The sequence below is a fragment of the Arthrobacter sp. 9E16 genome, assembly GCF_002929435.1.
GTDB classification, from domain to species: Bacteria; Actinomycetota; Actinomycetes; order Actinomycetales; family Micrococcaceae; genus Arthrobacter_B; species Arthrobacter_B sunyaminii.
The window spans coordinates 615,177-638,192 of the sequence record NZ_PJIU01000002.1; the positions used below are offsets into that span (position 1 = coordinate 615,177).

25 protein-coding genes are annotated in these 23,016 nt (G+C 62.2%); 14 read left to right on the plus strand and 11 right to left on the minus strand.

The window, feature by feature from the left end:
• Position 1 precedes the first annotated feature (1 nt).
• Positions 2 to 625 (minus strand): peptide deformylase, encoded by a 624-nt coding sequence (locus CXR00_RS09525; protein WP_104054269.1) that lies wholly within the window; start codon positions 623 to 625, stop codon positions 2 to 4.
• Between the two features lie 63 nt (positions 626 to 688).
• Here CXR00_RS09525 and CXR00_RS09530 point away from each other — a divergent pair, with 63 nt between their 5' ends.
• Positions 689 to 1,243 (plus strand): heme-binding protein, encoded by a 555-nt coding sequence (locus CXR00_RS09530; RefSeq protein WP_104054270.1) that lies wholly within the window; start codon positions 689 to 691, stop codon positions 1,241 to 1,243.
• Positions 1,244 to 1,329: 86 nt separating this feature from the next.
• Here the strand turns inward: CXR00_RS09530 and CXR00_RS09535 are convergent, their stop codons facing one another.
• Positions 1,330 to 1,635, minus strand: coding sequence for a DUF4193 domain-containing protein (locus CXR00_RS09535; protein WP_104054271.1), 306 nt, complete (start codon positions 1,633 to 1,635; stop codon positions 1,330 to 1,332).
• An 861-nt stretch (positions 1,636 to 2,496) separates the two neighbouring features.
• Between CXR00_RS09535 and CXR00_RS09540 the strand changes: the two genes are divergently transcribed.
• The gene (locus CXR00_RS09540; protein WP_104054829.1) at positions 2,497 to 2,946 is read left to right on the plus strand and encodes a YciI family protein; all 450 of its coding nucleotides are present in this window, start codon (positions 2,497 to 2,499) and stop codon (positions 2,944 to 2,946) included.
• On the plus strand, positions 2,904 to 4,211 hold the full coding sequence (locus tag CXR00_RS09545; protein WP_104054272.1) for an RNA polymerase sigma factor: 1,308 nt from the start codon (positions 2,904 to 2,906) through the stop codon (positions 4,209 to 4,211). Before CXR00_RS09540 ends, CXR00_RS09545 begins: the two co-directional genes overlap by 43 nt.
• A gap of 50 nt (positions 4,212 to 4,261) precedes the next feature.
• On the opposite strand, the gene CXR00_RS09550 is transcribed toward CXR00_RS09545, so the two are convergent.
• Both CXR00_RS09550 and CXR00_RS09555 read right to left on the minus strand, forming a co-directional pair.
• Positions 4,262 to 4,816: a Clp protease N-terminal domain-containing protein gene (locus CXR00_RS09550; protein ID WP_104054273.1), complete on the minus strand. Its 555-nt coding sequence runs from the start codon at positions 4,814 to 4,816 to the stop codon at positions 4,262 to 4,264.
• Positions 4,809 to 5,054: a hypothetical protein gene (locus CXR00_RS09555; protein WP_104054274.1), complete on the minus strand. Its 246-nt coding sequence runs from the start codon at positions 5,052 to 5,054 to the stop codon at positions 4,809 to 4,811. Before CXR00_RS09555 ends, CXR00_RS09550 begins: the two co-directional genes overlap by 8 nt.
• Positions 5,055 to 5,222: 168 nt before the next feature.
• Here CXR00_RS09555 and CXR00_RS09560 point away from each other — a divergent pair, with 168 nt between their 5' ends.
• From CXR00_RS09560 to CXR00_RS09605, 8 genes are all read left to right on the plus strand, one after another.
• Positions 5,223 to 6,323 carry an ATP-binding protein gene (locus tag CXR00_RS09560; RefSeq protein WP_104054275.1) on the plus strand — a complete coding sequence of 367 codons (1,101 nt, stop codon included), beginning with the start codon at positions 5,223 to 5,225 and terminating at the stop codon, positions 6,321 to 6,323.
• A gap of 73 nt (positions 6,324 to 6,396) precedes the next feature.
• Positions 6,397 to 6,918 carry a hypothetical protein gene (locus tag CXR00_RS09565; protein WP_146068472.1) on the plus strand — a complete coding sequence of 174 codons (522 nt, stop codon included), beginning with the start codon at positions 6,397 to 6,399 and terminating at the stop codon, positions 6,916 to 6,918.
• 59 nt (positions 6,919 to 6,977) lie between these two features.
• Entirely contained in the window at positions 6,978 to 7,445 is a 468-nt protein-coding gene (locus CXR00_RS09570) for a hypothetical protein (protein ID WP_104054277.1), read from the plus strand.
• A gap of 391 nt (positions 7,446 to 7,836) precedes the next feature.
• Positions 7,837 to 8,196, plus strand: a complete 360-nt coding sequence (locus CXR00_RS09580) for a hypothetical protein (protein WP_104054279.1) — start codon at positions 7,837 to 7,839, stop codon at positions 8,194 to 8,196.
• Positions 8,197 to 8,812: 616 nt separating this feature from the next.
• Positions 8,813 to 10,102 (plus strand): hypothetical protein, encoded by a 1,290-nt coding sequence (locus CXR00_RS09585; protein WP_146068473.1) that lies wholly within the window; start codon positions 8,813 to 8,815, stop codon positions 10,100 to 10,102.
• A 6-nt stretch (positions 10,103 to 10,108) separates the two neighbouring features.
• Positions 10,109 to 10,639 carry a hypothetical protein gene (locus CXR00_RS09590; protein WP_146068474.1) on the plus strand — a complete coding sequence of 177 codons (531 nt, stop codon included), beginning with the start codon at positions 10,109 to 10,111 and terminating at the stop codon, positions 10,637 to 10,639.
• Positions 10,623 to 11,453: a trypsin-like serine protease gene (locus CXR00_RS09595; protein ID WP_104054282.1), complete on the plus strand. Its 831-nt coding sequence runs from the start codon at positions 10,623 to 10,625 to the stop codon at positions 11,451 to 11,453. Before CXR00_RS09590 ends, CXR00_RS09595 begins: the two co-directional genes overlap by 17 nt.
• A 279-nt stretch (positions 11,454 to 11,732) precedes the next feature.
• Positions 11,733 to 12,629 (plus strand): DUF3626 domain-containing protein, encoded by an 897-nt coding sequence (locus CXR00_RS09605; RefSeq protein WP_104054284.1) that lies wholly within the window; start codon positions 11,733 to 11,735, stop codon positions 12,627 to 12,629.
• Between the two features lie 24 nt (positions 12,630 to 12,653).
• On the opposite strand, the gene CXR00_RS09610 is transcribed toward CXR00_RS09605, so the two are convergent.
• Genes CXR00_RS09610 through CXR00_RS09640 form a run of 7 tightly spaced genes read right to left on the minus strand, consistent with a single transcriptional unit; the run spans position 12,654 to position 19,918 of the window.
• Positions 12,654 to 13,754, minus strand: coding sequence for a Gfo/Idh/MocA family protein (locus CXR00_RS09610; RefSeq protein WP_104054285.1), 1,101 nt, complete (start codon positions 13,752 to 13,754; stop codon positions 12,654 to 12,656).
• 26 nt (positions 13,755 to 13,780) lie between these two features.
• A complete protein-coding gene (locus CXR00_RS09615) occupies positions 13,781 to 14,479 on the minus strand; it encodes a ThuA domain-containing protein (protein WP_104054286.1) in 699 nt (232 codons plus the stop codon).
• Positions 14,480 to 14,492: 13 nt separating this feature from the next.
• Complete coding sequence (locus CXR00_RS09620) at positions 14,493 to 15,497, minus strand: sugar phosphate isomerase/epimerase (protein ID WP_104054287.1); 1,005 nt, start codon at positions 15,495 to 15,497, stop codon at positions 14,493 to 14,495.
• A complete protein-coding gene (locus CXR00_RS09625) occupies positions 15,494 to 16,741 on the minus strand; it encodes a Gfo/Idh/MocA family protein (protein ID WP_104054288.1) in 1,248 nt (415 codons plus the stop codon). Before CXR00_RS09625 ends, CXR00_RS09620 begins: the two co-directional genes overlap by 4 nt.
• A 15-nt stretch (positions 16,742 to 16,756) precedes the next feature.
• A complete protein-coding gene (locus tag CXR00_RS09630; RefSeq protein WP_104054289.1) occupies positions 16,757 to 17,647 on the minus strand; it encodes a carbohydrate ABC transporter permease in 891 nt (296 codons plus the stop codon).
• A gap of 1 nt (position 17,648) precedes the next feature.
• Entirely contained in the window at positions 17,649 to 18,596 is a 948-nt protein-coding gene (locus CXR00_RS09635) for a carbohydrate ABC transporter permease (RefSeq protein ID WP_104054290.1), read from the minus strand.
• Positions 18,593 to 19,918, minus strand: a complete 1,326-nt coding sequence (locus tag CXR00_RS09640; RefSeq protein ID WP_104054291.1) for an ABC transporter substrate-binding protein — start codon at positions 19,916 to 19,918, stop codon at positions 18,593 to 18,595. Before CXR00_RS09640 ends, CXR00_RS09635 begins: the two co-directional genes overlap by 4 nt.
• 234 nt (positions 19,919 to 20,152) lie before the next feature.
• Between CXR00_RS09640 and CXR00_RS09645 the strand changes: the two genes are divergently transcribed.
• From CXR00_RS09645 to CXR00_RS09655, 3 genes are all read left to right on the plus strand, one after another.
• On the plus strand, positions 20,153 to 21,196 hold the full coding sequence (locus tag CXR00_RS09645) for a LacI family DNA-binding transcriptional regulator (RefSeq protein WP_104054292.1): 1,044 nt from the start codon (positions 20,153 to 20,155) through the stop codon (positions 21,194 to 21,196).
• A 61-nt stretch (positions 21,197 to 21,257) separates the two neighbouring features.
• Entirely contained in the window at positions 21,258 to 22,406 is a 1,149-nt protein-coding gene (locus CXR00_RS09650; RefSeq protein ID WP_104054293.1) for a zinc-dependent alcohol dehydrogenase, read from the plus strand.
• Between the two features lie 14 nt (positions 22,407 to 22,420).
• Positions 22,421 to 23,008, plus strand: a complete 588-nt coding sequence (locus CXR00_RS09655; RefSeq protein WP_104054294.1) for a hypothetical protein — start codon at positions 22,421 to 22,423, stop codon at positions 23,006 to 23,008.
• Positions 23,009 to 23,016: the final 8 nt, after the last annotated feature.

Genomic DNA, 23,016 nt, shown 5'->3' on the forward strand with positions numbered 1-23,016 from the left:
CCTAGAAACCCAACCCGCGCCGGGCCTCGTCGATGGAGGGCGAGGCCCAGCGGCGCAGGTATTCCGCGTTGCTGCACAATGAGCGGGTCAGGACCTTGTCGACATACACCGTGCCGCCCAGATGGTCCGTTTCATGCTGAACAATCCGTGCCTGCCAGCCCTGGAAGGTCCGTTCCACGGAAGCCCCGCCGGTATCGGTGTATTGCAGGGAAACGGACCGGAACCGCGGAACAACGCCCTGGTAGCCGTTGAAGGACAGACAGCCCTCGTAAAACTCAACGGTTTCGGGCCCGGCCGGTTGGTAGGCCGGATTGATAATCGTGAAGAAGGCCAGGGGGAGACGTTCACGCAGATCGGTGAGCTCGGGATCCTCGAAGGTGTCTTCCAGCACTGCCACCTGCAGCGGGATGCCCAGCTGCGGGGCGGCAAGGCCCACCCCGGGGGCAGCGTGCATAACGCGGCGCATCAGAGAAATGAAGGCAGCCAGTTCACCGTCGTCGAGCTGGCCGTCGTAGGGGAGTGCGGGCTGTCGAAGGGCCGGATGGCCCAACTGTACGATCGGCGGCAGATCCGTTTCCAGCAGGGGCAGGACAAGATCGCGGATGAGTGAAGTTTCTGTGGGCACCGCCCCATCCTAGTTGCTTCCACCATTCTCACGGCGGCAGTGCCCCGGTAAGCTCGGGCCACCATGACAGAACAGCAGCCATATCAAGTCCTGGCGGTTCTCCCCGGCTTCGAGCTGCGGAACTACCCAGCCCATCTGGTGGCACAGGTAACAGTCCATTCGTCTATCGAAGCGGCGGGCAACACTGCGTTCCGATACCTGTTCGGGTACATCAGCGGGAAGAATCGGTCCAACCCTTTGGACCCGTCGCAGGACCCCGCGATTCATTCGAGGCCGGTGAAGATTCCCATGACCGCGCCGGTGGTATTGCATCCTCAGACCCTGGACGAGACGTACACCGTGGCCTTTGTGCTTCCGGAAACTCTGTCCACTGATACGGCCCCTGACCCGGATGATCCCGCCGTGACCATTGTCGCCATGCCGGAAAGCCGGGGAGCGGCAGCCTCGTTTTCGGGCCGATGGACGTCACGCAACTATCTGGACCACGCCGCGGCACTGGGGGAGGCGGTCAGTGCCGCGGGTTTGACTCCGCTGGGGCTGCCGCGCTTCGCCCTGTTTGACCCGCCGTACAGGCCGTGGTTCCTACGCCGGAACGAAGTGGTCCAAACCGTGGAGTGAACACGGACCGCGGCGGGCAAAAAAATACCCGGTTTGGATGCCACGGCAACGCCGTAGACTTCCAAACCGGGCCAGATGCGGAAGAGTTAGCCTTCGCAGTCCACGCAGTACTTGTCGCCGTTCTTTTCCTTGGCGATCTGTGAGCGGTGGCGTACCAGGAAGCAGGACATGCAGGTGAACTCGTCAGCCTGTGCCGGGACAACCTTGATGAGCAGTTCTTCGCCGGACAAATCCGCACCGGGAAGTTCGAAACCGTCGATGGCATCCGTTTCGTCAGCGACGTCGCGAACGGCCGTCATGGCGCCGCCGCGCTGCTGTGCTTTCAGCCCTTCAAGGGAGTCGCTTGGACGGTCTTCTTCCTTGACGCGCGGAGCATCGTAATCAGTAGCCATTTGTTGTGCTTTTCTCCTGAAATTTGGGGGGGTTAGGCGTAGATCATATAGCGATGAGGGTTGATTTCACCAACTGGGAATGAAAACGGCCATGATAGGCCCTACAGCGCCCCGGGGGAAGTGACCTGTACCCTATTTTTTTGCTCAGTCACCGCTGTGCTGCATGCGAAGGTTTCGTCGTTCGCTCCGGGGTTTCCCCCGGTCGTCAACGGAAACAGCAGGGGACGGCAGCGGGGCGGCAGGGGATCGGCACTGGGATCCTTGCCGTAGTTATGTCATCCGGCACCTGGCAGTCCTGGCGGGTCTTCAGTGTTATGACAAGCTGCGGCGGGCGCGCTTCCGCGGCTCGCTGCCGCTCGAGGCGTTATGTCAACAAGAATCCAGGGCGCCGGACCGCCGGCCAGTTCGTCGGGGCACGTTATGTCAACTCATGCGGGTGTGCGGGTGGGCGGTGCAGCAGTCCTGTAGGAAGTGACCCGTATGTGCAGATCCGGAGCAGGAACTGGAGAGCTCAGGGCCGTTGCCGACGCCGAGGATGAGCCTGGGGCGTAGCTGAAGGTCCCGACTGCGGGGGCAGGTAGTGCGTTTTCAGCAATGCAGGAAACTGGTCTGCAGCCCCTCTCGGACCACTCTGATATAACGCCGATAATCTACATTATGTAAAGTAACGCTGAGAAGGAGCTCCCCCGCACCGCCTGAGCCGGTACCTTCGCAGCTGGAACTCAGCCCCGTGCAGCAGTCGACGGCAAACGCTGTACCAAGCTCCGGAAACTTTTCTTCCGGCGTCGATATCCCGGGGTGCCGTTCGACGGCATAGTAGAAGGCGCACACCGCGGCTTCATGATGAAGAAGGAGTCAGCCGTGAAATACATGCTCATCATGCGTTCCATTGACGCAGCACAGGAAGCCTATAAGGATCTGCCCTTCGAAGAGGTCATCAACCGGATGGGTGCCTACAACGAATCGATGATCAACGCCGGGGTCCTGCTCGCCGGAGAAGGCCTGGCCGACGTGGCACAGGATCCGGACAACTCGTGCGTCGTCGATTTCTCGGAGGATCCCCCGCTGGTTACCGACGGCCCCTACGGTGAAACCCACGAGCTGTTCAACGGGTTCTGGATCCTGCAGGTGTCCTCCAAAGACGAAGCGGCCGAATGGGCGAGGCGATGCCCGCTGGGTGCCGGCTCCAAGCTGGAGGTTCGCCGGGTAACTGAGGCTGAAGATTTCGCCGCGTTCGCCGATAACGAGTACATCCAAAAGGAAGAAGGATGGCGCGAAGAAGAGGCGAAACTGCGCGCGGAGAACGCGTAGCCGCCGAACCGAGATCCTCCGTGGTTCAGGACGAGGTCCTGAGGGCGGCGGTCCCCCGCCGTATCGAGGCGCTGTGGCGCATCGAAAGCCCCCGGATTGTCGGTGCCCTGGCACGGGTCACCGGCGACATCGCCTTTGCCGAAGACATGGCACAGGAAGCCGTTGCGGATGCGCTCGAGCAGTGGCCCGCAACAGGCGTGCCCCGGAATCCGGCTGCCTGGCTCACAGCGGTGGCCAAACGCAGGGCTATCGACAGCTGGCGGCGGGCCGAACGGTTGGACGCGCGGTACCGCCAGCTGGCGCAGGAAGTAAAGGACGACGTCGTCGTGGACTGGGATCCGGTCCCCGACGACGTCCTCCGGCTGGTCTTTTCCGCCTGCCATCCAGTCCTCCCCCGTGAGGCGCAGATTGCCTTGACGCTTCGTGTGGTGGGCGGGTTGTCCACTGCGGACATTGCCAGGCTTTTCGTTCTCCCCGTGGCGACGGTGCAGCAGCGCATTGTTCGGGCCAAAAGGACCTTGGCGGCCGCCAAAGTTCCGTTTGAGGTTCCCGAGCCCCGCGAGTGGGGGCCGAGGCTGGCCGGCGTGCTCCGGGTGATCTACCTGATGTTCACCGAAGGGTACTCGGCAACATCCGGCAACCAATGGATACGGCGAGACCTGGCGGGCGAAGCGCTGCGGCTGGGTCGTGTCCTGGCGCGGCTGGTGCCGCGGGAGCCGGAGGCGCACGCGCTCGTTGCACTGATGGAGTTCCAGGCCTCCCGGTTTGCTGCCCGGACCCGGGGTGACGGTACGCCGATCCTGCTGGCGGATCAGGATCGGAGCCGCTGGAACCGCGGCCAGATTGAACGCGGACGCGAAGCGCTGGCATGCGCGGATGCGCTTGGTCATGGACGGGGAAACTATGCGCTGCAGGCAGCCATCGCCCAGTGCCACTGTGATGCGGTGAGGATTGATGACACGGATTGGGAGCAGGTTGTGCTGCTGTATGAGGCTCTCGGCCGGCTGGCGCCCAGCCCGGTGGTGGAATTGAACCGGGCGGTGGCGGTCTCGATGGCGACCGGTCCGGCAACCGCCCTGGCGATTGTGGACCGCCTCGTCTCGCAGGGAGCACTGCGGGGCTCCCATTTGCTGCCCAGTGTGCGCGGCGAGCTGCTGGTCCGGCTCGGGCGCCCGGATGAAGCCCGCGCCGAGTTTGCGGCCTCCGCAGCGTTGGCGGGGAATGCCCGGGAACGGGAGTTGCTGTTACGCCGGGCGGCAGAATGAACGGCCGGCACTCCCCTGCCTGAGTCCACTGCTTGTATCCGCAAGTGTTACTAGGCGGCCTTTCCCCGTTCCCGGAGCACGGCTGCCCGCACCTGTGCCGGGTCTACTCCCAGTGAAGCGATCGTTCGCGCCGCCAGCCCGGAGTCCTCGGCAATCAGCCCCAGCAGGATGTGCTCAACGGTAATCGCCTTATCGTTCAACGCGATCGCTTGGCGCAGTGAATGTTCCAAGGCTCCCTTGGCTGACGCGGTGAAAGGGATATGGCCGGCACTGCTGCGGCCCGGGAACCGGAAGCGCCGGCGCTGCGGCCGGTCCAGAGCTCCGGCCCCGAAGCTGGCTTCCACGCGTTTTCGGACCGCGTACAGGTCGACGCCGATGGCCTCCAATGCCTGCGCGTCAGCGGCACCGAGTCCTTGGGTGCGCTGTGCCACGGCATCACTCTCGATGCCGAGCTGGTGCAGGACCCGGGCGGCGGGATTGTCGCCGCCGGCCAAGATGCCGAGCAGGAGATGGTCCGCCGTTATTTCGCGGGCCTCCAGCTTCCTTGCCTGTTCCTGCGCTTCAATGACAATTGTGCGTGCGTCCTGGGTAAACCGTTCAAACATCGCTGCCTCCCCTGTCCTTAGAGCGGCCAAGCCGCCCGGCATGCTTTTTGTGCACTGCCTGCTTTGATACCCCGACGACGGCGGCAATTTCCGCCCACGACCAACCCAGACGCCGGGCATTCTCCACCTGGAGATCCTCAAGCTGTTCCACGAGGCGCCGCAGGGCCGCCACTGCGCGCAATCCCACGGCAGGATCACGGCAGGTGCCGTCACTGATCAGTTCGTCCCGTGTGGCCATATCGTCAACATAAGCTGACGCGCCGCCATCGTCAACCCTTGTTGCCAAAGAAGGTCAAAATAACCGGCCCGGGCACCGGTGGCGAAACTCACCATACTCACATAAACTCACAGCATGCCGGAAACGGAAACTCACAAGACTCATACAAACTCACAGGGAGTCCCGCTGATGGAGAATCCCTTCCGCCCATCGGCGGGGGCAACACCCCCGCAAATCCTGGGCCGCGCAGGCGTGCTCGATGAGTTCGAGTACGGACTCCGCCTGGGATCCGGAGCTCCGGGACTGTTGACGATCTTCACCGGTGCCCGCGGAATCGGCAAGACGGTCATGCTCGGCGCCGCCCACGACGTAGCCCGGGAAAACGGTTGGGCGGTGATTTCCGAGACTGCCACCACCGGTTTCATGGGCCGGATCGGCGAATCCATGCGAGGCATCGCTGAGGAACTGGGCTCCGGGCCGGTGAATCGCAAAATCACCGCAATCGCTGCCGCCGGCTTCAGCATCACCACCCAACTTCCGCCGGAGCGCCAGGTGGCGTGGCGAACAATGGGTGAGGAACTCCTGAAGCTCTTGGATGACCACGGCACCGGGCTGATCATCACGGTGGATGAGATCCATGCCGCTGACCGCGGCGAACTTGCCCAGCTGGCCGCCAGCGTCCAGCACTTCATCCAGGACCGGCTTCCCATAGGTCTAGTCTTTGCCGGGCTTCCGGCTGCCGTGTCCGATCTGCTTAACGAAGGTGTGGCCACGTTCCTCCGCCGTGCCGACAAGATAGATCTTCACGCAGCCGCGGTCCGTGAAGTGGAAGAGTCCTTCGCCGCCACCTTCTCCCACGCATCCATCAAAGTCTCCCCCGGTCTCGTGCGCCAGGCAGCCGAAGCCACCGGCGGGTATCCCTTCCTGATTCAGCTCGTTGGTTATTTCCTCTGGCGCGAAGCCGAAGGCAACCAGGGCAGCCTCACCTCGGAGGCTGTCGACCGGGCCATTGCGGCAGCCAACCGCCGCAATGTGCGAACGGTCATCGAAGCCGCCCTTGCCGCCGCCTCCCCTAAGGACCTGGACTTCCTTGCGGCCATGGCAGAGGATGACGGACCGTCCCTGGCCGGAGACATTGGCCGCCGTATCGGGGCCAAGACAAATCTCGTGGCAAACTACCGCTCCCGGCTCTTGGCGGCCGGACTCATAGAATCCGCCGGGCACGGCAAGGTTACCTTTGCCATTCCAGGCCTCCGCCAGCATCTCCGGTCTCAGTCGGGACGACCTTGAGAAAAAAGAAACAGGTATACGACCGGTAGACACACACCGTCTAACGGTGGCCTACGTCACTAAAATAGAACGTATGTACTACTCACCAGCTCTCAGTGATGGCCACAGGGAACTAGCCTCTACCCCGAGAAGTTCGACCGTATCCACCGGATCAGCATCCGGGGGTCTATGTGTTGGCGCGGCCCGTGTCGAGAACACCGTTCCGCGTGACCAGCTGGAGGTGCTGGAGGCTGCTGAGCGTGCCCGGTTGATTGATGAGATTCGGTTGCTGGAGGAGTTGAAGTCCGCGGTTGCGGCGGCGCAGGCTCGTGACGCCGCGGCCAGGGCCCCGGCAAATGATGTTTACAGTGAGGGAGTCGGCGTGGCCTGCGACGCAGTGGTCGACTCTATGGGTACCTTCCAGGAGAATGGCTCGTTCACTCAGGCCGATGCGTTGGAGTCGCTTTACGAAGCAGTTTCCAACCGCAACCACCAGGCCGGAACCTTCAGCTCTCTCGAGGACATCCAGAAAGCCATCCGGAAGATACAAGCCGGGCAGAACGCAGATCTGGACATACTGATTATCGGCCTGACCTATTGCGACTCAGTCACCTGAGCGGCAGCAAATTTGAGAAAATGAACAAGGATTGGAAGCTTGCCGCACACATAGGGGATATGACCAACACACTGTTCCCCGTAGCCTCTGCCCCTTCGAACCCGCTGGACATCGCAGCCCTGGCCGGCAATACCCGGTTCCTGTCCCCGGCCGATCACGGCATCGCAGGCCTGGGCGGGATCGGCATCAGCCGCTTCGGCACGCTGATCCGTATCGCCATGAGCCACCCCGATACGGTCCGGGTCGATGATCTTTCCACCTGGGACAACGGGAACAGCGACGTGGATGCCCATGATGAAGCCGTGGCCGTGATCGCCGAACACCTCGGGATCCTGCCCGGAGACGTCGATACCGTTGAATTTGCCGGCGGCCGGATCATCTACACCCATCACGAGTCCCTGGGTGATTCCACGGAGATCGACCCCGAGGACCTTGCATCCTGGGCGGAGGACTTCATCGCCATCGCAGACCCGGACGTGCAGCACACCCTCCGCGTCGACATCACCGAACGCTACGAGCAGGGCTAAAGCCCCCCGTTGAAATCGGCCGGCATCGCCCTGGTGCCGGCCACCAGCAGTCGATCCCAGGAGATACCATGCGCGCCATCCTTGAACACCGAACCCTGACCACCCCCGCCGGCCTCACCCTGACAGCTATTGCTGCCGGGCCGTCATCGACGCGACCTTACTCGGAAGATAACCGGACCGTCCTGAGCCTGGAGCTTGAGGACGAGTTCGGCGGTCCGGCTTCCGTCATCCTGGGCGCCGAAGAGACCGCTGCCCCTCGCACATGTCCTGAAAGCAGCCGATGCCAGCAACGAGTCCGTCAGTGAAACGGCCGCGCGCCTGCTGGCAAACCACGCCGGGGTTCTGAGCGATACCCTGACAGCCGAACTCACAGCGGCACTGTAGGAGCCAGATGAACCCCTCTATGATCCGGGAAACCGTGCGGTGCCTGAACAACGCCCTGGGCCCTACCCTCGTTGCAGCCCTGTCCGGCGCCCGGGACCGGACGATCAGTGCCCGGTGGGAGGCCGGCGAGGGTCCCGAGCCGGACGCTGCTGCCGCTGAGCGGCTTCAGTGTGCCATGGAGGCGTGGAAGCTCATCGAAGCTTCAGAAGGCCCTGACGTGGCCCGCCTGTGGTTCCTGGGCGCGAACCCGTGGCTCGGAGTTCGACCGGTGGCCCTCACCTTTCGGAGACGTTCGCAACAAGACGCGCGCCCAGGGTTGGCCGTACGCATACCTGCACTCGACACCGATCCAGCGGGGCGCACCTGAATAGGTGAAGGGATATGCCAGACCTGCGTCAGGAAAACATTGTTCCTCGGATGGCGATTCCGGCCCGGAAGCAGCACGGTCTTATGAGCAGACCAGGCATTCCCTCTGCGCATCCATAGATTCGGCCAATCGACAGCCCGGACGACACTCACAGTCAGAAACTTTTACCGCGTAATCAGTTTCGAGGATGCCCGAGTACATAAGAACAGGCGCCCATAATGCTAGTTAAACCACTGCATCGAGCCGCCCTTCGATAAGCGGCGGGTCAGCTTCCGGGAGTCGTCTTTGTTTCTGGGCGCCGGCCGGGCATATTCCTCATAGGCTGGAGTTGGGGAACCCCCCGGCCAGCCGGATGGTTTCCAGGGCACCACGGTTGCCGCCCTCGTGGCGAAAGCGGTGCGGGGGGCGTATCCCGTGGTTCAGGCAGTGATACCCGCGTATACCTGTCGGATGGTGGTGATATGCCCAAAAATAACTAAACAATTCCAGTCCATTTTTGGCGTTGCCATGGTTTACTTCGGATACGAGTCCCACGGGGGGGGTCGGAGGGCATGCCAGGGTACGTTCTCTTTGATGAACGATCTCCATCATCTCCTCATTCAGCATTGGAGATTAGATGCGAAAATCAAGGAAAACACTCACCCTTGCTGCAGCAATGTCGCTGTGCCTGGCCTTTATCAGTGCGCCCGCATATTCAGCAGATAGTGTCGACGCTTTGCCGGAGATTATTGACTCCGCCGCTATCAGTTCCAAGCCGGTGGCATCCGGGGTTCTCACAGATTCCTCGGGAGCACCGGTGGGGAAGGGCAACCTCGTCATATTGTACGCCTGGCCGAATAATGACTTTCTGGCAAAAATGGCCAACAACGAATCAGCAAAGCTCGTTGCAGTAGCCAAGGCAACTACACGCGCAGATGGAAAGTTCGACATGAGGATCGCAGATCCCGGCCTCCTGACCCCACTGAAATCAAAAACCGGCCAGGTTGAATTGATGCTGAGCGCCCAGAGCGGAGCCGACGCGTACTCCTACAATTTCTCCCGGCGGATGGAAGGCGCCTCAGCAGCAGTCGCCTACAGGGATCCGGGAGCACCGGAAGTATCTCCCCCTGCCGACCCGGGGAAGCAGATTCTCGACGGGGCCAGCTTAGACGGATCAGGTTCCGTCCTGCCGACCGGCACCGAAACGCAGACGGTCAACGTGACGTTGGCCCCCATAAAAGCCGGCAGTTCTGCAACGGGTGACAAGGGGACCGCGGCAACGATCGACGAGTCGGTCCAATACGGAGACAAGGCCGCCTGTGCCTCGGTTAAAACGGGCACATACTCTCCGATCTGGGTCACAGTAGGGCAAATCTTCGTGGATAATGTGGGCGTCTGGGCAGACTTCAGTTACACAGCCGGAGTTAGCAGCAGTATGGGCATCGGAGTCTCGACAAACGGCGGGTACGGCACCTATTCTGCTGGGGGCACCTCATCCGTGTCTGCAGAGGGTTCCATAGATTTTCCCCGCCAGGGCCGATGGACCTCGAAGCGCCTGCGCACCATGTTTGTCTATGACAAGCACAGCGTTGTGTGTGTAGATGGACTTGGACACATAGTTTCCACTATGTACCAGGTCAGGCCCGTCTCCTGGGCCGGCGGTTCTCAGATTGTGGAGGCCGGCTATAAGCCCGGCACCGGATACTGCATTCCACACATGGCGGGATCAGTGTTCAAGCAAACAACCAACAAGGCCATCACATGGTCAAATGGAGCCGCCATCAAGGGCACCATTGGGGTCGACCTTTCCTCGCAGACTGGCTATTCGAACAGTGCGATGGCAATCTTCGACTTCCAGAACACGCGCAACCTATGCGGCAGCCACGGATACCCCGGTAATAACCCAGTCTTTCTGACGGTGAAGTAGGAATCCATGTCGAAATATGCGACTCCTATTCACTGGCCAGCACCACTGGTGGTAGCTGCGCTGCTGACCGGCTGCACAGCTACCGCCAGTGGTGACGGCCCATTAATGGTCGGCGCAGATTCCAGCTCAATCTGCGCCGTGCAGCCAGAGCATGGTTTGGCAGCATATGGGAACGTGGTTCAGAACGAGGGCGAGAGCGCTTTGATCATCACAAAGGTGACCCTCGTTGAAGCTGAAAGCCTTGAGATTCGGTCTGCGCACATCATGCCGATAGCGGGACTCTCCCCGTATGTGCTCGGAACCGGATCAACCGAACCCGAAGAGCCTGAAGCCAGGACCGCGTGGAAGAGTGCGAAGGGAGTTGAAGCTTATGAAATCGACGCCGGGGATTCTGTCAATGTCATCGTAGCCCTGGACAACGGTGACAATGCGTCAGGTACTTCAAGAGCCCTGCGCATTGATTACAAACATGGCGGAGACAGTTTTTTTGTGGAAACCAACATGTCGCTGAGCCTTGCCGATGAATCGTGCACTTAGGAAAGCCAGTATCATCCGTAATCCCTTTTTCCGCGGATGGTACTGGCTTTTGGCCGTGCTATTTGTTGCTGTTTCCTGCTCGCAGCCCGGGGGTGGCGCTGAGGCACTGGCAGTCAAGTCTGCTGCACCGGCTGCCTCACCGGTGGCAGAAGCAGCAGCAAGAGTGGTGCTGATCAACCATTCTTCGCCGGCGGATGATTACTACAGTGGACACTTCTGCGGCGCAGTCCTTATTGAGGCCGATCTCATAGCGACTGTCAGCCACTGCGTAGAGGGAAAAGACGCCTCCATTATTGATGCAGTTATCGGTGCCGGCAACCTGTGTAAAGGATCGCAGATACCAGGGGAGCGGCTGCGGGTCACATCCATACGTGTACCTGCACCGCCGCATCAGGAGATAGCCTTTCTGCGTCTCGCTTCAGCTTCTTCGGCACAGCCCGTGGCCTTGACCGCGGCACAACCCGTGCGTGGGATATCAGTCGGATGGGGCAGCCTGTCGGACGGAGGCACTCCGCCCTGCGAAGTGAAGTCAACGGAGCAGCAGACTGTGAGCAGCGCTGAATGCGACCAATACGCGGAAGCCGTGGGTTCGTATTCCGCGGGCGGTGACACCTATCTGTGTGCGCTGCCATCTGCAGGCACCAGACTAAATACGTGTCAGGGCGACAGCGGCGGCCCGCTCATTACAGCCGTGGCCGGACAGGAGTTAGTGTACGCGCTGACGCTCGGCGGCGGCTCCTGCAGGGTAGATTCTCCAGGCCTGTATGTCACAGCAGCGGCAGTGGCGGCCGCGGCGCTGCCGCCCGGCAACTAGCGCGCCCGGCACAAACCAGCCGCTCCCCCAGGTTGCAGAAACCAGGACGGCGTCTCGTCGCCCTGGTCGCCACACGGTGGTCACCACGACGCCAACGGGGCATTCATATAGTTCAACCGCACCACCATTGTGCTGACCTGCACCAACGGGGCCCCGTTGCAAGCATCCGACAGAACGCAGGCATCCGATAAAACGCAGGCATCCGGACAGTACGCGAGCGCCGAACGCCGGCAGTCTGAGTCCTCGCCCGCTCTCCGTGTTCTGGGTAGGGTGTGACCCATGGCAGAATCAACGACCGTTCTTCGGCGCCCATGGGAGCAGGCCGTCGACTATGTCAACAGCCGAACAGCAGGACCTCCGCTTGATCTATCCCTGGATGTAACCATTCATTTCCATCCTGATTCTCCGGTCAATGACGTCTCCCTGCTGGAACGCCTGGTGAAGGATGGTCTCTACCGGTCGCAGTTTGAAACCGGCACGGGAAACGGCGGGCTCACGGCATGGCCAGGCGGCGAGCGCTGGCGCTGGGAACAGCGTATGTTCGGCGGAGCTTATGACAGCGCCCCGGCAGCCGAGCGGCCCAAATACGGTTCGCTCAATTACCGCAGGCTCCCTGTGGGTGGATCCGTTCGGTTCGGCTCCTCCCATTTCCGGCTCAAGCACTCGGAATATGAGCGGCTGACCTTCTGCTTCCCGGACAGCAGCACCGAGCCGGAGCATTTTGGAACGATGAACCGGATGCCGTTGGTTGGTGTGGCGGCAGAGTACTCAGGGGAGTCCGGGCTTGATGTGCTGGACGACCACATCGAAGCGCACATCCACGGCCCGCTGCAGCTCAACAGTCATATTGCAGCGCTGGTGCTGGACCCCTCCTACCGCGGCACGGAGGTCGAGGCGGCTGCCCGCCGGCTGCCGTGCCCCGTCGAGTGGCACGAGGGCTTCCGCCTCAGTGCCGATGAACTGGAACAGCACGCGGAGTATCGCGGCCGGACTATCGTCTCCGCCGGCCAAAGCATCGCTGAAGACGGATGGCTTGATCCCCGCACTGTCGGGCGGGCCGTCAGGGACCAGCGTTTCGACCGGCAGACGCTGAAGCAGATCTGGCACTGCGTAGCGAGGTTCGGGTACAACTGGGGTGCCGCAGGCATACCCTCGCCCCCTCGACACAACAACTAGAACATATGTTCGAATCACCCTTTACTAGGAACCGGAGACTGCCTCCACTCCTCCGGACAGGGAAAGCGCGACGGCGGGTGGACGCTCACATGTGCTGCTGATCGGCAGTGCGGTTCCCGCTTCTGCGGAAGCAAGGACCGCTTCCATGACCTCGAGAACGTGGAAGCCCATTTCCCCGCTGGCCCGAGGCAGTTCCCCGGCCGGTGTTTGGGCCAGGTCCTGGAGGCCAATCCCCCGCGACGCGTCCTGGTAACCGGCGGATACGGGCACCACCTCCCATTCCTCGCCGTCGAGCCGGCGCAGTTGGACTTCCCCGTCGAACCGGTTGGGATCAGGCACCACCAGTGATCCGGTTTCCCCGTGGACCTCAATGTTGGCGGCACGGGTCGCCACCGCGTCGAAACTCATGACCAGCGTGGACAGTGCACCGGAAGCATGGATCAGCACCCCCGTTACGTGCGTGGGAGTGCTGACCGGAATCTCTTCCCCCGTGCGCGGGCCGGAACCAATGACCCGGGTATTGCGGGTGCTGCTCGATGCGCCGACGACGGAGGTCACCGGACCGAGCAGCGTCACCAGTGCGGAGACATAGTAGGGGCCCATGTCCAGCAAGGGTCCTCCACCGGGAACGTAGTAGAAGTCAGGGTTCGGGTGCCACCGCTCATGCCCCGGTGTCACCATGGTGGCGGTCGCCGAGATCGGCTTGCCGATCAGCCCGTCGTCAATGGCCTTGCGTGCGGTCTGGGTTCCCGTGCCGAGCACAGTATCAGGGGCTGATCCCAGGATCACGCCGGCTGCTTCCGCCGCCGCCAGCATCGACTGCCCCTCTGCGGTGCCCGCTGCCAACGGCTTCTCGCCATACACGTGTTTGCCCGCCGCAATGGCTTTGAGCGCAACTTCTGCATGGGCTGCCGGAATGGTGAGGTTCAAGACCAGGTCAACGGCGTCGTCGGACAGCAGTTCGTCCACGGTCAGAGCCCGGACCCCGGGGTGGGCTGCGGCTACGGCCTGCGCGCGGTCCATGTCGAGGTCCGCAACAGCCGTCAGGGTGACAGCGTCCAGCCGCGGAAAGGTCTCCAGGTAAGCTGCGCTGATATTTCCGCAACCCACCATGCCAATCCTCATCGGAGCTGCACCTGTTGAATCGTTGGTTAGCGGCTGGCCCACAGCATGCCCCTCTCAATGATGGTTGAGACGCTCGGATCCCGCAGGACCTCCACCGAGTGCCCCGGAGTCGCCACGAAGATCCTGCCCTCGCCCCACTGCCGCGTCCACACTGCCGGGCAGGTCACCGGGCGATGCCAGGCATCCCATTCCCGTGCCGGAAGCGTGGTGGTGGCGAGGACATCGATGTAGTCGTCGGTAAGCACCCAGTACTGCTCCGTGCGCAGGCTGAAATCGGAGAGCCCGGCGGTAATGGGATGGTCAGCTGCTGCCGGCAGCATGTTCACCGTGTAGTCGATGAAGTTGTCCGACGCCTCCCCTATGCGCTCGTCCGGATGCTTGCCGGGGTGGCAGGCGAACTGTCCGCCGATCAGGTGCAGGTAATCCGAGCTGTTGCGGTAGGAATCAGCAATGCCGCCGTGCCAGCCGGACATCCCCGTCCCGGCCTCGATGGCGGCGCGCAACCCCTCGAACTCCTCCCGCTCAATGGTGTTCATGGTGTTGCATTGGACGATCAGGTCCACCCCGGCCATGTAAGAGGCGTCGGCGTAGATCTTGGGGGATTCCTCAATCCGGATGTCGAATCCGCTTTGCCTTAGGTGCGGCAGGAAAAGCTCGGTGGCTTCAACGGGCTGATGGCCGTCCCAGCCGCCCCGGACAACCAGGGCCTGACGTGTGGTGCTCATGGCAGATCGTCCTTTACTTGGTTGCAAAAGCTGAATCGAAGGCGGCGTCCGGCGGAATGATCTGTGCGAGGGATTTCACCAGTGCCAGGGCGGATGGGCCGCCCACCAAACGGTCCATGCCGGCGTCCTCCCATTCCACGCTCGTCGGGCCGTTATAACCGATGGCGTTCAGCATGCGGAAAATGCGCTCCCACGGAACATCACCGTGTCCTGCCGTGACAAAATCCCAGCCGCGGCGCGGATCACCCCACTGCAGATGTGATCCCAGCCGGCCGTTGCGGCCATCCAGCTGTTTCACCGATTCCTTGACGTGGACGTGGTAGATCCGGTCACTGAAGTCGTAGAGGAACGCCGCGGGATCAAGGTCCTGCCAGATGAAATGGGAGGGATCGAAGTTCAGCCCGAAGCCTTCCCGGTGGCCGATCGCTTCCAGGGTCCGGTGTGCCGTCCAGTAGTCGTAAGCAATCTCGGACGGGTGGACCTCGAGGGCAAAGCGGACGCCCACCTCGTCAAAAACGTCAATGATGGGATTCCAGCGGTCGGCAAAATCCTGATAACCGCGATCGATCATGCCCTCGGGCACCGGCGGGAACATTGCCACCGTCTTCCAGATGGCTGATCCGGTGAAGCCCGTCACCGTCTTTACTCCGAGGCGGGCTGCGGCCCGTGCGGTCATCTTGAGTTCTTCAGCGGCGCGGGTGCGCACGCCTTCCGCCTCCCCGTCGCCCCAGACCCGGGCCGAAACAATTCCCTGGTGCCGTTCATCAATCGGATCGTCGCAGACGGCCTGTCCGTTGAGGTGGTTCGAGATGGCATGGACACTCAGATTGTTGCGCTTGAGGATGTCGAGCCGGTCCTGCAGGTATTCGTCATCCTCCACGGCCCGCCAAACATCCAGGTGGTCCCCCCAGCAGGCGATTTCAAGGCCGTCAAAACCCCACTCGCCCGCCAGCCGGGCAACTTCTTCGAACGGAAGGTCGGCCCACTGGCCGGTGAACAGCGTGATGGGGCGGGTCATCGGATCTCCTCTGTCGTAGTTTTCAGGGCGGCTCCGGCGGCGGAGTGCGCGTTTGCGTCCACCGCTGTCCAGCGGCTGTCATCAGCCGCACTTTCCTCGACGGCAGCGAGTACGCGCTGCACCTGGAGGGCATCGGCGAACGACGGCGCGGGCTGTGTACCGGCGGCGAGCGCCGCCACCAGGTCCGCCGCCTGATGTGTGAAACCGTGCTCATAACCCAACCCATGGCCGGTGGGCCACCAATTGCCGACGTAGGGGTGCTCCGGCTCCGTGACCATAATGCGGTGGAAACCCTGTTCTCCCGGGCGGTCGGTTCCGTCGTAGAACTGAAGGAAGTTCATGTCCTCAAAATCGAAGGCCAGGGAGCCCTGCGATCCGTTCACTTCCAGGCGCATGGCATTCTTGCGGCCCAGGGCCGCGCGGGTGGCCTCGAAGACGCCGATTGGTCCGCCGTCGAAACGGGCGGTGAAGATGGCGGCGTCATCCACGCTCACGTCCCCCATGGGCTGGTCCTCTCCGGCGGCACCGTGCCCGCCAAGCCCAACGAGGTCCCCGCCAACCGGACGGCGCCGGGTGAATGTCTCCAGCAGGGCGGAGACCCCGGTGATCTGCTGTCCGGTGACAAACTGCGCTGCGTCAATGATGTGCGCGCCAATGTCACCCAGCGCGCCGGATCCCGACACCTCCCGGTCCAGCCGCCAGGTCAGCGGCGCGTTTTCATCGCTGAGCCAGTCCTGGAGGTACTGTGCCCGCACCTGGCGGATCTTCCCCAGCCGGCCGTCGTCGACCATCCGCTTCGCCAGTGCCAGTGCCGGCGTACGCCGGTACGAATACCCGCACATGGCAAAGACCCCGTTGCGTGCCGCCTCCTGTGCGGCGGCCGCCATCCCCTCGGCTTCTGCGACCGTGTTGGCCAGCGGTTTTTCGCACAATACGTGTTTCCCCGCGCGCAGGGCGGCAACCGCAATCTCGGCATGGGTGTTACCGGGCGAGCAGATGTCGATCAGGTCGATGTCATCCCGTTCGATGAGCGCCCGCCAATCAGTTTCCGTGGAGGCCCAGCCCATGCGTGCTGCGGCCTCCTCCGCAGCTGCGGCGTTGCGTCCGGCCACAGCCGTGAGCTGCGGTGTCAGCGGCAGATCGAAGAAACGGTGGGCAGTGCGCCATGCGTGTGAATGGGCAGCACCCATAAAGGCGTAGCCAACCATTCCGATCCGGAGCGGTGGATGTTCTGCCTTGGGCATAGAGGTTCCCTTCAGTTACTTGCTGAACCCTGCGGTCAGCCCGCTCAGCAGCTGTCGGCGTCCAACAATGTAGAGCACCAGGATGGGTAGGGTGGTCAGGACCACTGAAGCCAGCACCGCAGGAATATTGACGCTGTATTGGCCCTGGAAACTCCACAGGGCCAGAGGCAGGACGCGGAGGTCCGGACTCTGGGTGAGGATCAGCGGCAGCAGGAAACCGTTCCAGACTCCCAGCGCGTTGTAGATGCTCACCGTGACGATGGCGGGTTTGGTCAGCGGCAGGGCCAGGCGCCACATGGTTTGCCACTCGCTGCACCCGTCCAGGCGCATTGACTCGAACAACTCGTTTGGCACGTCGCGGATGAAGTTCGACAGGATGAGGACCGTCAGCGGAATGGAAAAGGCGATGGATGGCAGGACCAGGGCGAGCAGCGTGTCATAGAGGTTCAGCCGGATGATCATCAGGTAGATCGGGATGATCGTCGCCTGCAGGGGGATCGCCAGACCCAGGAGGAACAAGCCGTTTGAGAACCGGAGGAATCTGCTGTTGCCCCGCACAATGGCGAAGGACGCCATGAAGGATACGGCCACCGCCGGAACGACTGCGCCGATGGTGATGATGGCACTGTTCATGAAGTACTTGGCGAAGTCCGCCTCAAGCACCATCCGGTAGTTTTCCAGTGTGGGCGAGGACGGCACGGCCAGGGGATTTTGCGAGAAGTATCCGGCCGAGGTTTTCAGGCTGGTGATCACCACGTAGTAGACCGGGATGATAATAATGGCCAGCCAGATCCAGCCGGCCAGTCCGCCGGCATAGTTCAGCTTTCTCCAGCGCTGTCCCCTGCGCGGGGGTGAAGGGACACGGGCGGGTACGGGAGACTCCGGCTTGGTTGCTGTTGCTGTCATCTCACATGCCTTCCAGTTGGCTGCCGCTGGAACCCTTGCCGCCGAGCCGCTGCAGCGCCAGCGCCAGGGCCAGCCCGATGAGCACCAGGATCACTGCCAGGACGCTGGCGGGACCCATGAGGTTGGCCCGGAAGCCCGTGAGGTACATGTCCAGTGCCAGGATGCGGGTGGAGTTGCCCGGCCCGCCCGCCGTCAGAACAAAGATGAGGTCGAAGTACGTGAGGGATCCCACCACCATCAGGGTGGAGGAGGTGATGATGGTGTACTTCAGCTGCGGGAGGGTGATGTGGAAGAACTGCTTCACCTTGCCGGCGCCGTCAATCTCCGCTGCCTCGTAAAGGGATTTGGGTATCTGCCGCACCCCGCCCTGGTAAATCAGTGTGTGGAAGGGAACGAATTGCCAGGCGATGACGAAGATCACCACAAAAAGCACCAGCTGCGGCCGCCCCAGCCAGTCCTGTGCAAGGAATGGCAGCCCCAAGCCTTCGGCCAGGCCAAAGTTGGGATCGAGCAACGCCTTGAACGCAATTGCGATGGCCGCCGAGGACAACAGCAGCGGCAAGAAGTACAGGACGGCGAGTAGTGCCCTGTACCGCTGGCTTCCGGCGGTGAAAACCCCCAGCAGCAGGCTCAGCGGAGTTTGGACCAGCCAGGAGATGATCATGATCAGGAAGGTCAGCCGCAGGGCATTGTGCATCACGGGGTCACCCAGCACTGAAAGCCAGTTGCCGACGCCGGCCAGGGAGATGGCACCGATGCCGTCCCAGTTGGCAAAGCTCAGGACAAAGACGCCAATGAGGGGAACGACGGCGAAGACCACAAAGAAGAACAGGGCGGGCAGGACCAGCCACCACAGGCGTCCGGTCTTGCCGCGGCTGACGCCCTGCCCCTGCACCTTTGAGCCGCGGCCCGCCGCCGGCAGCGCAGCAGGGGGAACGGCGGCGATCATGTACCCAGCGTCGCATTCATGTTGGACGCGAACTGCTCGGGGGTGATCGAAAGCAGGAACAGCTGGTCGATGTTGCTCAGAAGCGCTTCAGCTGCGGTGGGGCTCAGTGCCTGGTCCCATGACTGCTGGAAGTTCGGTGCATTTTTCGTCAGCTCGTACTGGAAGCTCAGGAAATCCTTGTCCTCGGACTGTGCCAGCTTGTCCTCGATGTCCTTCACGATCGGAACGGAACCGGTTGCAATGTAGGCATCGATTTCGGTGTCGGTGAGCAGGCCTTCCTTGAAGTACTTTTTGGCTGCTTCCTTTTCGCTGTCACTGGCTTTGGAGGAGATGGACTGGTAGCCGGCGGGGTTGCCCACGGTGTTCGCCGGATCGCCGGTTCCCCCGTCGACGGTGGGGAAATTGATCCAGCCGAGCTTTCCGTCCTCAACGAAACCGGCGCCGTCGTTCTTCATTCCGCCGTAGGTCCATCCGCCGTGAAGCATCATGGCCGCCTTGTTGGTGTACAGCAGTGCCTGATCCGCGTTGCTGTCGGCAGTGATGGAGGTGAAGCCCTTAATAAACCCGTTGGCCTTGACCAGGTCCTGGATCATGATGGTGGCCTGTATGGCGGCCGGATGTGACCAGGCGTCGGGCTCGCCATCGTAAATGGCGGTAAAGACCTCGGGGCCACCCACCCGGTCGTACAGGTATTCGAGCCACATCATGGAGGTCCAGCGGGACTGGCCGCCCAGGGACAGCGGGGCTACGCCCATGTCATTGAACGTCTTGGTCAGGGCCATCAGGTCATCCCAGGTGGCGGGCGGCTCGGCGCCGGCCTGATCGAACAATTCCTTGTTGTAGTAGAAGATGATGGGCGTGACGGTCTGTGTGGGAATGGCGTAAATCTTGCCGTCAACCGTGGCTGCACCGAACGTTGAGTCGAGCAACCGGTTTTTGACGTCCGGATTCTCCTCGAACCAGGACGAAAGATCCTCCACCTGACCGGCCTCGGCATAAGTGCGCAGCGTGCCGCCGCCCCAGCCGTAAATAATGGTGGGTGCCTGGCCCGCGCCGATGGCCGTCTTGATCTTGGTCTTGTAGGCATCGTTCTGGAAGTACGTGATCTTGATGGGGCTGTCTGAATTAGCCTCGTTGAAGGCGTCCACGGTGGCCTGCCGGATCCCCTCGTCAGGCTGTCCGCTCAGCGACCAGATGCTGGCTCCGCCCGAGGACGTGTCCCCGGGTCCGGATGAACCGCAGGCCGTGAGCGTGTAGGCGGCGATGGGCACCAGGGCCGCCAGCGAAAGGAAGGACCGGCGTGATGCTAGCTTCTGTTCCATTCTTATCTCCGTTGAAAAGAGCCGCGTCGCTGCGGCGGCGGATTAGTCCTGCACGCACCGCGAGCGAAAACTTTCGAAACTTTCATAGGTGCTCTCTGCGCGTTGCCCAGTAAGCTACTGTGATCTTTATCACTCGTCAAGCGGTTTTTTATCCCCAAATCCTGCGCTCTTGACACATATGAGGACTTTCGCTCAGTCTTCTGACGTCGAAAACTTTCGCAAAGGAGCACCACAGTGAATCGGGTCCATGCCGAGAAACCCACACTGGCCCAGGTGGCCGAACTGGCCGGGGTCTCCGTTCCGACCGTTTCCAAGGTCATTTACGGCCGCGATGACGTAGCCGGGCCCACCCGGGAACGGGTGCAGGCAGCGCTGGGCAGGCTGGGCTATGAGTCGCCCGTCCAGCGCCGGCTGCGCAGCAGTGCTCCGGGCCTGGTGGACCTGGTCTTTGACGGGCTCAATACGTCCTACTCGCTCGCCGTCCTGACGGGCATCACCAGCGCAGCTTCGACCGAGAACGTCGAGGTGGTTCTCAGCACGGTCACCCCGGGGAAGCTCAAAAGCACCGACCACCGTCAGTGGTCCTCCCGAATGGCTGACTCGGGGCGCCGCGGACTCATTCTCGTAACGTCCGAGGTCACCACTGGCCAGTTGGAAGCCTTTGCGAGGCGCAACATTCCCGTGGTGGTGATAGATCCCCTGAATCCGCCGCCGTCCGGATTCGTCAGCATCGGAGCTACCAACTGGGCGGGAGGAAAAGCGGCCGCCGAACACCTGATTGAACTTGGACACCGGCGCATCGCCTATGTGGGTGGCCCCGACGCTGCCGAGTGCAGCGTTGCCCGGCTGCACGGTTATTTGGCCGCACTGCGAGCGCAAGGGGTCGACGTCCCGGACGAGTACATTGTCAGCGGCACCTTCAACCGCGAATCCGGTGTCAGCGGTGCCGCCCAACTGCTGTCGCTTCCCGAACCGCCCACCGCCATTTTTGCCGCCAGCGACCTCACGGCCCTGGGTGTGCTGGACGAGGCGCGCCGTCGCGGCATCCGGGTTCCGGAGGATCTCAGCCTGGTGGGGTTTGACGGAACCGACCTCACCGAGCAGTCCGTTCCGCGGTTGACATCAGTGAGCCAACCGCTGCAGGAGATGGGACGATCTGCGCTGCGCAGCGTTCTGCGCCTGGCCAACGGCGAAGAGCTGGAATCGTCCCACGTTGAACTAGCCACCTCACTGGTGGTGCGGGATTCCACCGCTCCCCCGGCCCGGAGCAACCCTTGACGGCTGTCAGCGCCGGCAGGCAGGGTGGGGAATCCATCAGCACGCTTGCGAAGGGGAAACGATGCGCTCCATGGTGTACCGCGGGCCGTACAAGGTCCGTGTCGAAGAAAAGGACATTCCTGCCATTGAGCACCCGAACGATGCCATTGTCCGGGTAACGGCCGCGGCCATTTGCGGGTCCGACCTGCACCTCTACCACGGGATGATGCCCGATACCCGGGTGGGAACCACGTTTGGGCACGAGTTTGTGGGGGTGGTGCATGAGGTTGGCCCCTCCGTGCGGAACCTGAGCGTGGGTGACCGCGTCATGGTCCCGTTCAACATCTACTGCGGCACCTGCTATTTCTGTTCGCGGGGCCTGTACTCCAACTGCCACAATGTGAATCCCAACGCGACGGCGGTGGGCGGCATCTACGGTTACTCCCACACCTGCGGCGGGTACGACGGCGGACAGGCCGAGTTTGTCCGTGTTCCGTTTGCCGATGTCGGTCCCAGCATCATTCCGGAATGGATGGACGAGGAAGATGCAGTACTGCTGACCGATGCCCTGGCCACAGGCTACTTCGGTGCACAGCTGGGCGGGATCGGGGAAGGTGACACCGTCATCGTGTTCGGTGCCGGACCGGTGGGGCTGTTCGCCGCCCAGTCCTCCTGGCTGATGGGAGCCGGCCGCGTCATCGTCGTCGACCACCTCGAGTACCGGCTGGAGAAGGCCCGTTCTTTTGCACACGCCGAAACCTACAACTTTGCCGAGTATGACGACATTGTGGTGGAGATGAAGAAGGCGACGGACTACCTTGGCGCAGACGTGGTGATTGACGCCGCCGGTGCGGAGGCGGACGGAAGTTTCCTGCAGAATGTCACCGCTTCCCAGCTGAAGCTGCAGGGCGGGTCTCCGGTGGCCCTGAACTGGGCCATTGACTCCGTGCGGAAGGCCGGCACCGTGTCAGTCGTGGGAGCCTACGGTCCGATATTCAGTGCCGTAAAGTTCGGGGACGCCCTGAACAAGGGACTAACCCTGAGGATGAACCAGTGTCCGGCCAAGAGGCAGTGGCCGCGCCTGTTTGAGCACATCCGCAACGGTTACCTCAAGCCCAGTGACATTATCACGCACCGCATACCCCTGGAACACATAGCCGAGGGCTACCACATGTTCTCGGCCAAGCTGGATAACTGCATCAAACCGCTCATCATTCCCAGCGCATCCTGAAGGCGAGGAACACCATGTCGGAAACGCCAGGCACCCCGTACGTTGGGGGCGCGCCAAAACGGAAGTTCTCCTATGAGGAGCTGCGGGCGCGTATTCCCGGCTGGGGCGCGGACCTGGATCCAGGTGACCGACCCTCGGTGCCGAAAGAACGCACGGACCTGGTGACCGGTGCGCACTGGGACTTTCCGGAGCGGCAGCCGGAGAAACAGCCGAGGGAACGCTCCATCGAACATCAGTTCGTGACTCCCGTGTTCGGGACCGCCGTGCCGCTCAAGGGAGTTTCCGGCGCGATGCGGCGGTATGCCTACCGGTACGGTGAAGCCCGCGCAGCCCACTGGCTCATCCTGATCGCCGCCGACCGCGTGGACGCCGGCGGAAGTCACCTGCGTTCCTTCCTGACGCTGCATCCGGACAACCCGGTGACCGAGTCGGGTGTGCGAAGTGAATTCACTGCCCACGGATTCTCCTCCCGGTTTGGGAGGAACCGGGCGGATTTGAAAGAACAGGCAGTGGTTCCCTTTGTTGCTGCAGGACCCTGGATTCTGGGCGGCGCGGCGGCCTTCGCCGGTCTTCGAGCCCTCGTCCGCGCCGTCAGAAGCTGAGGTTCGTG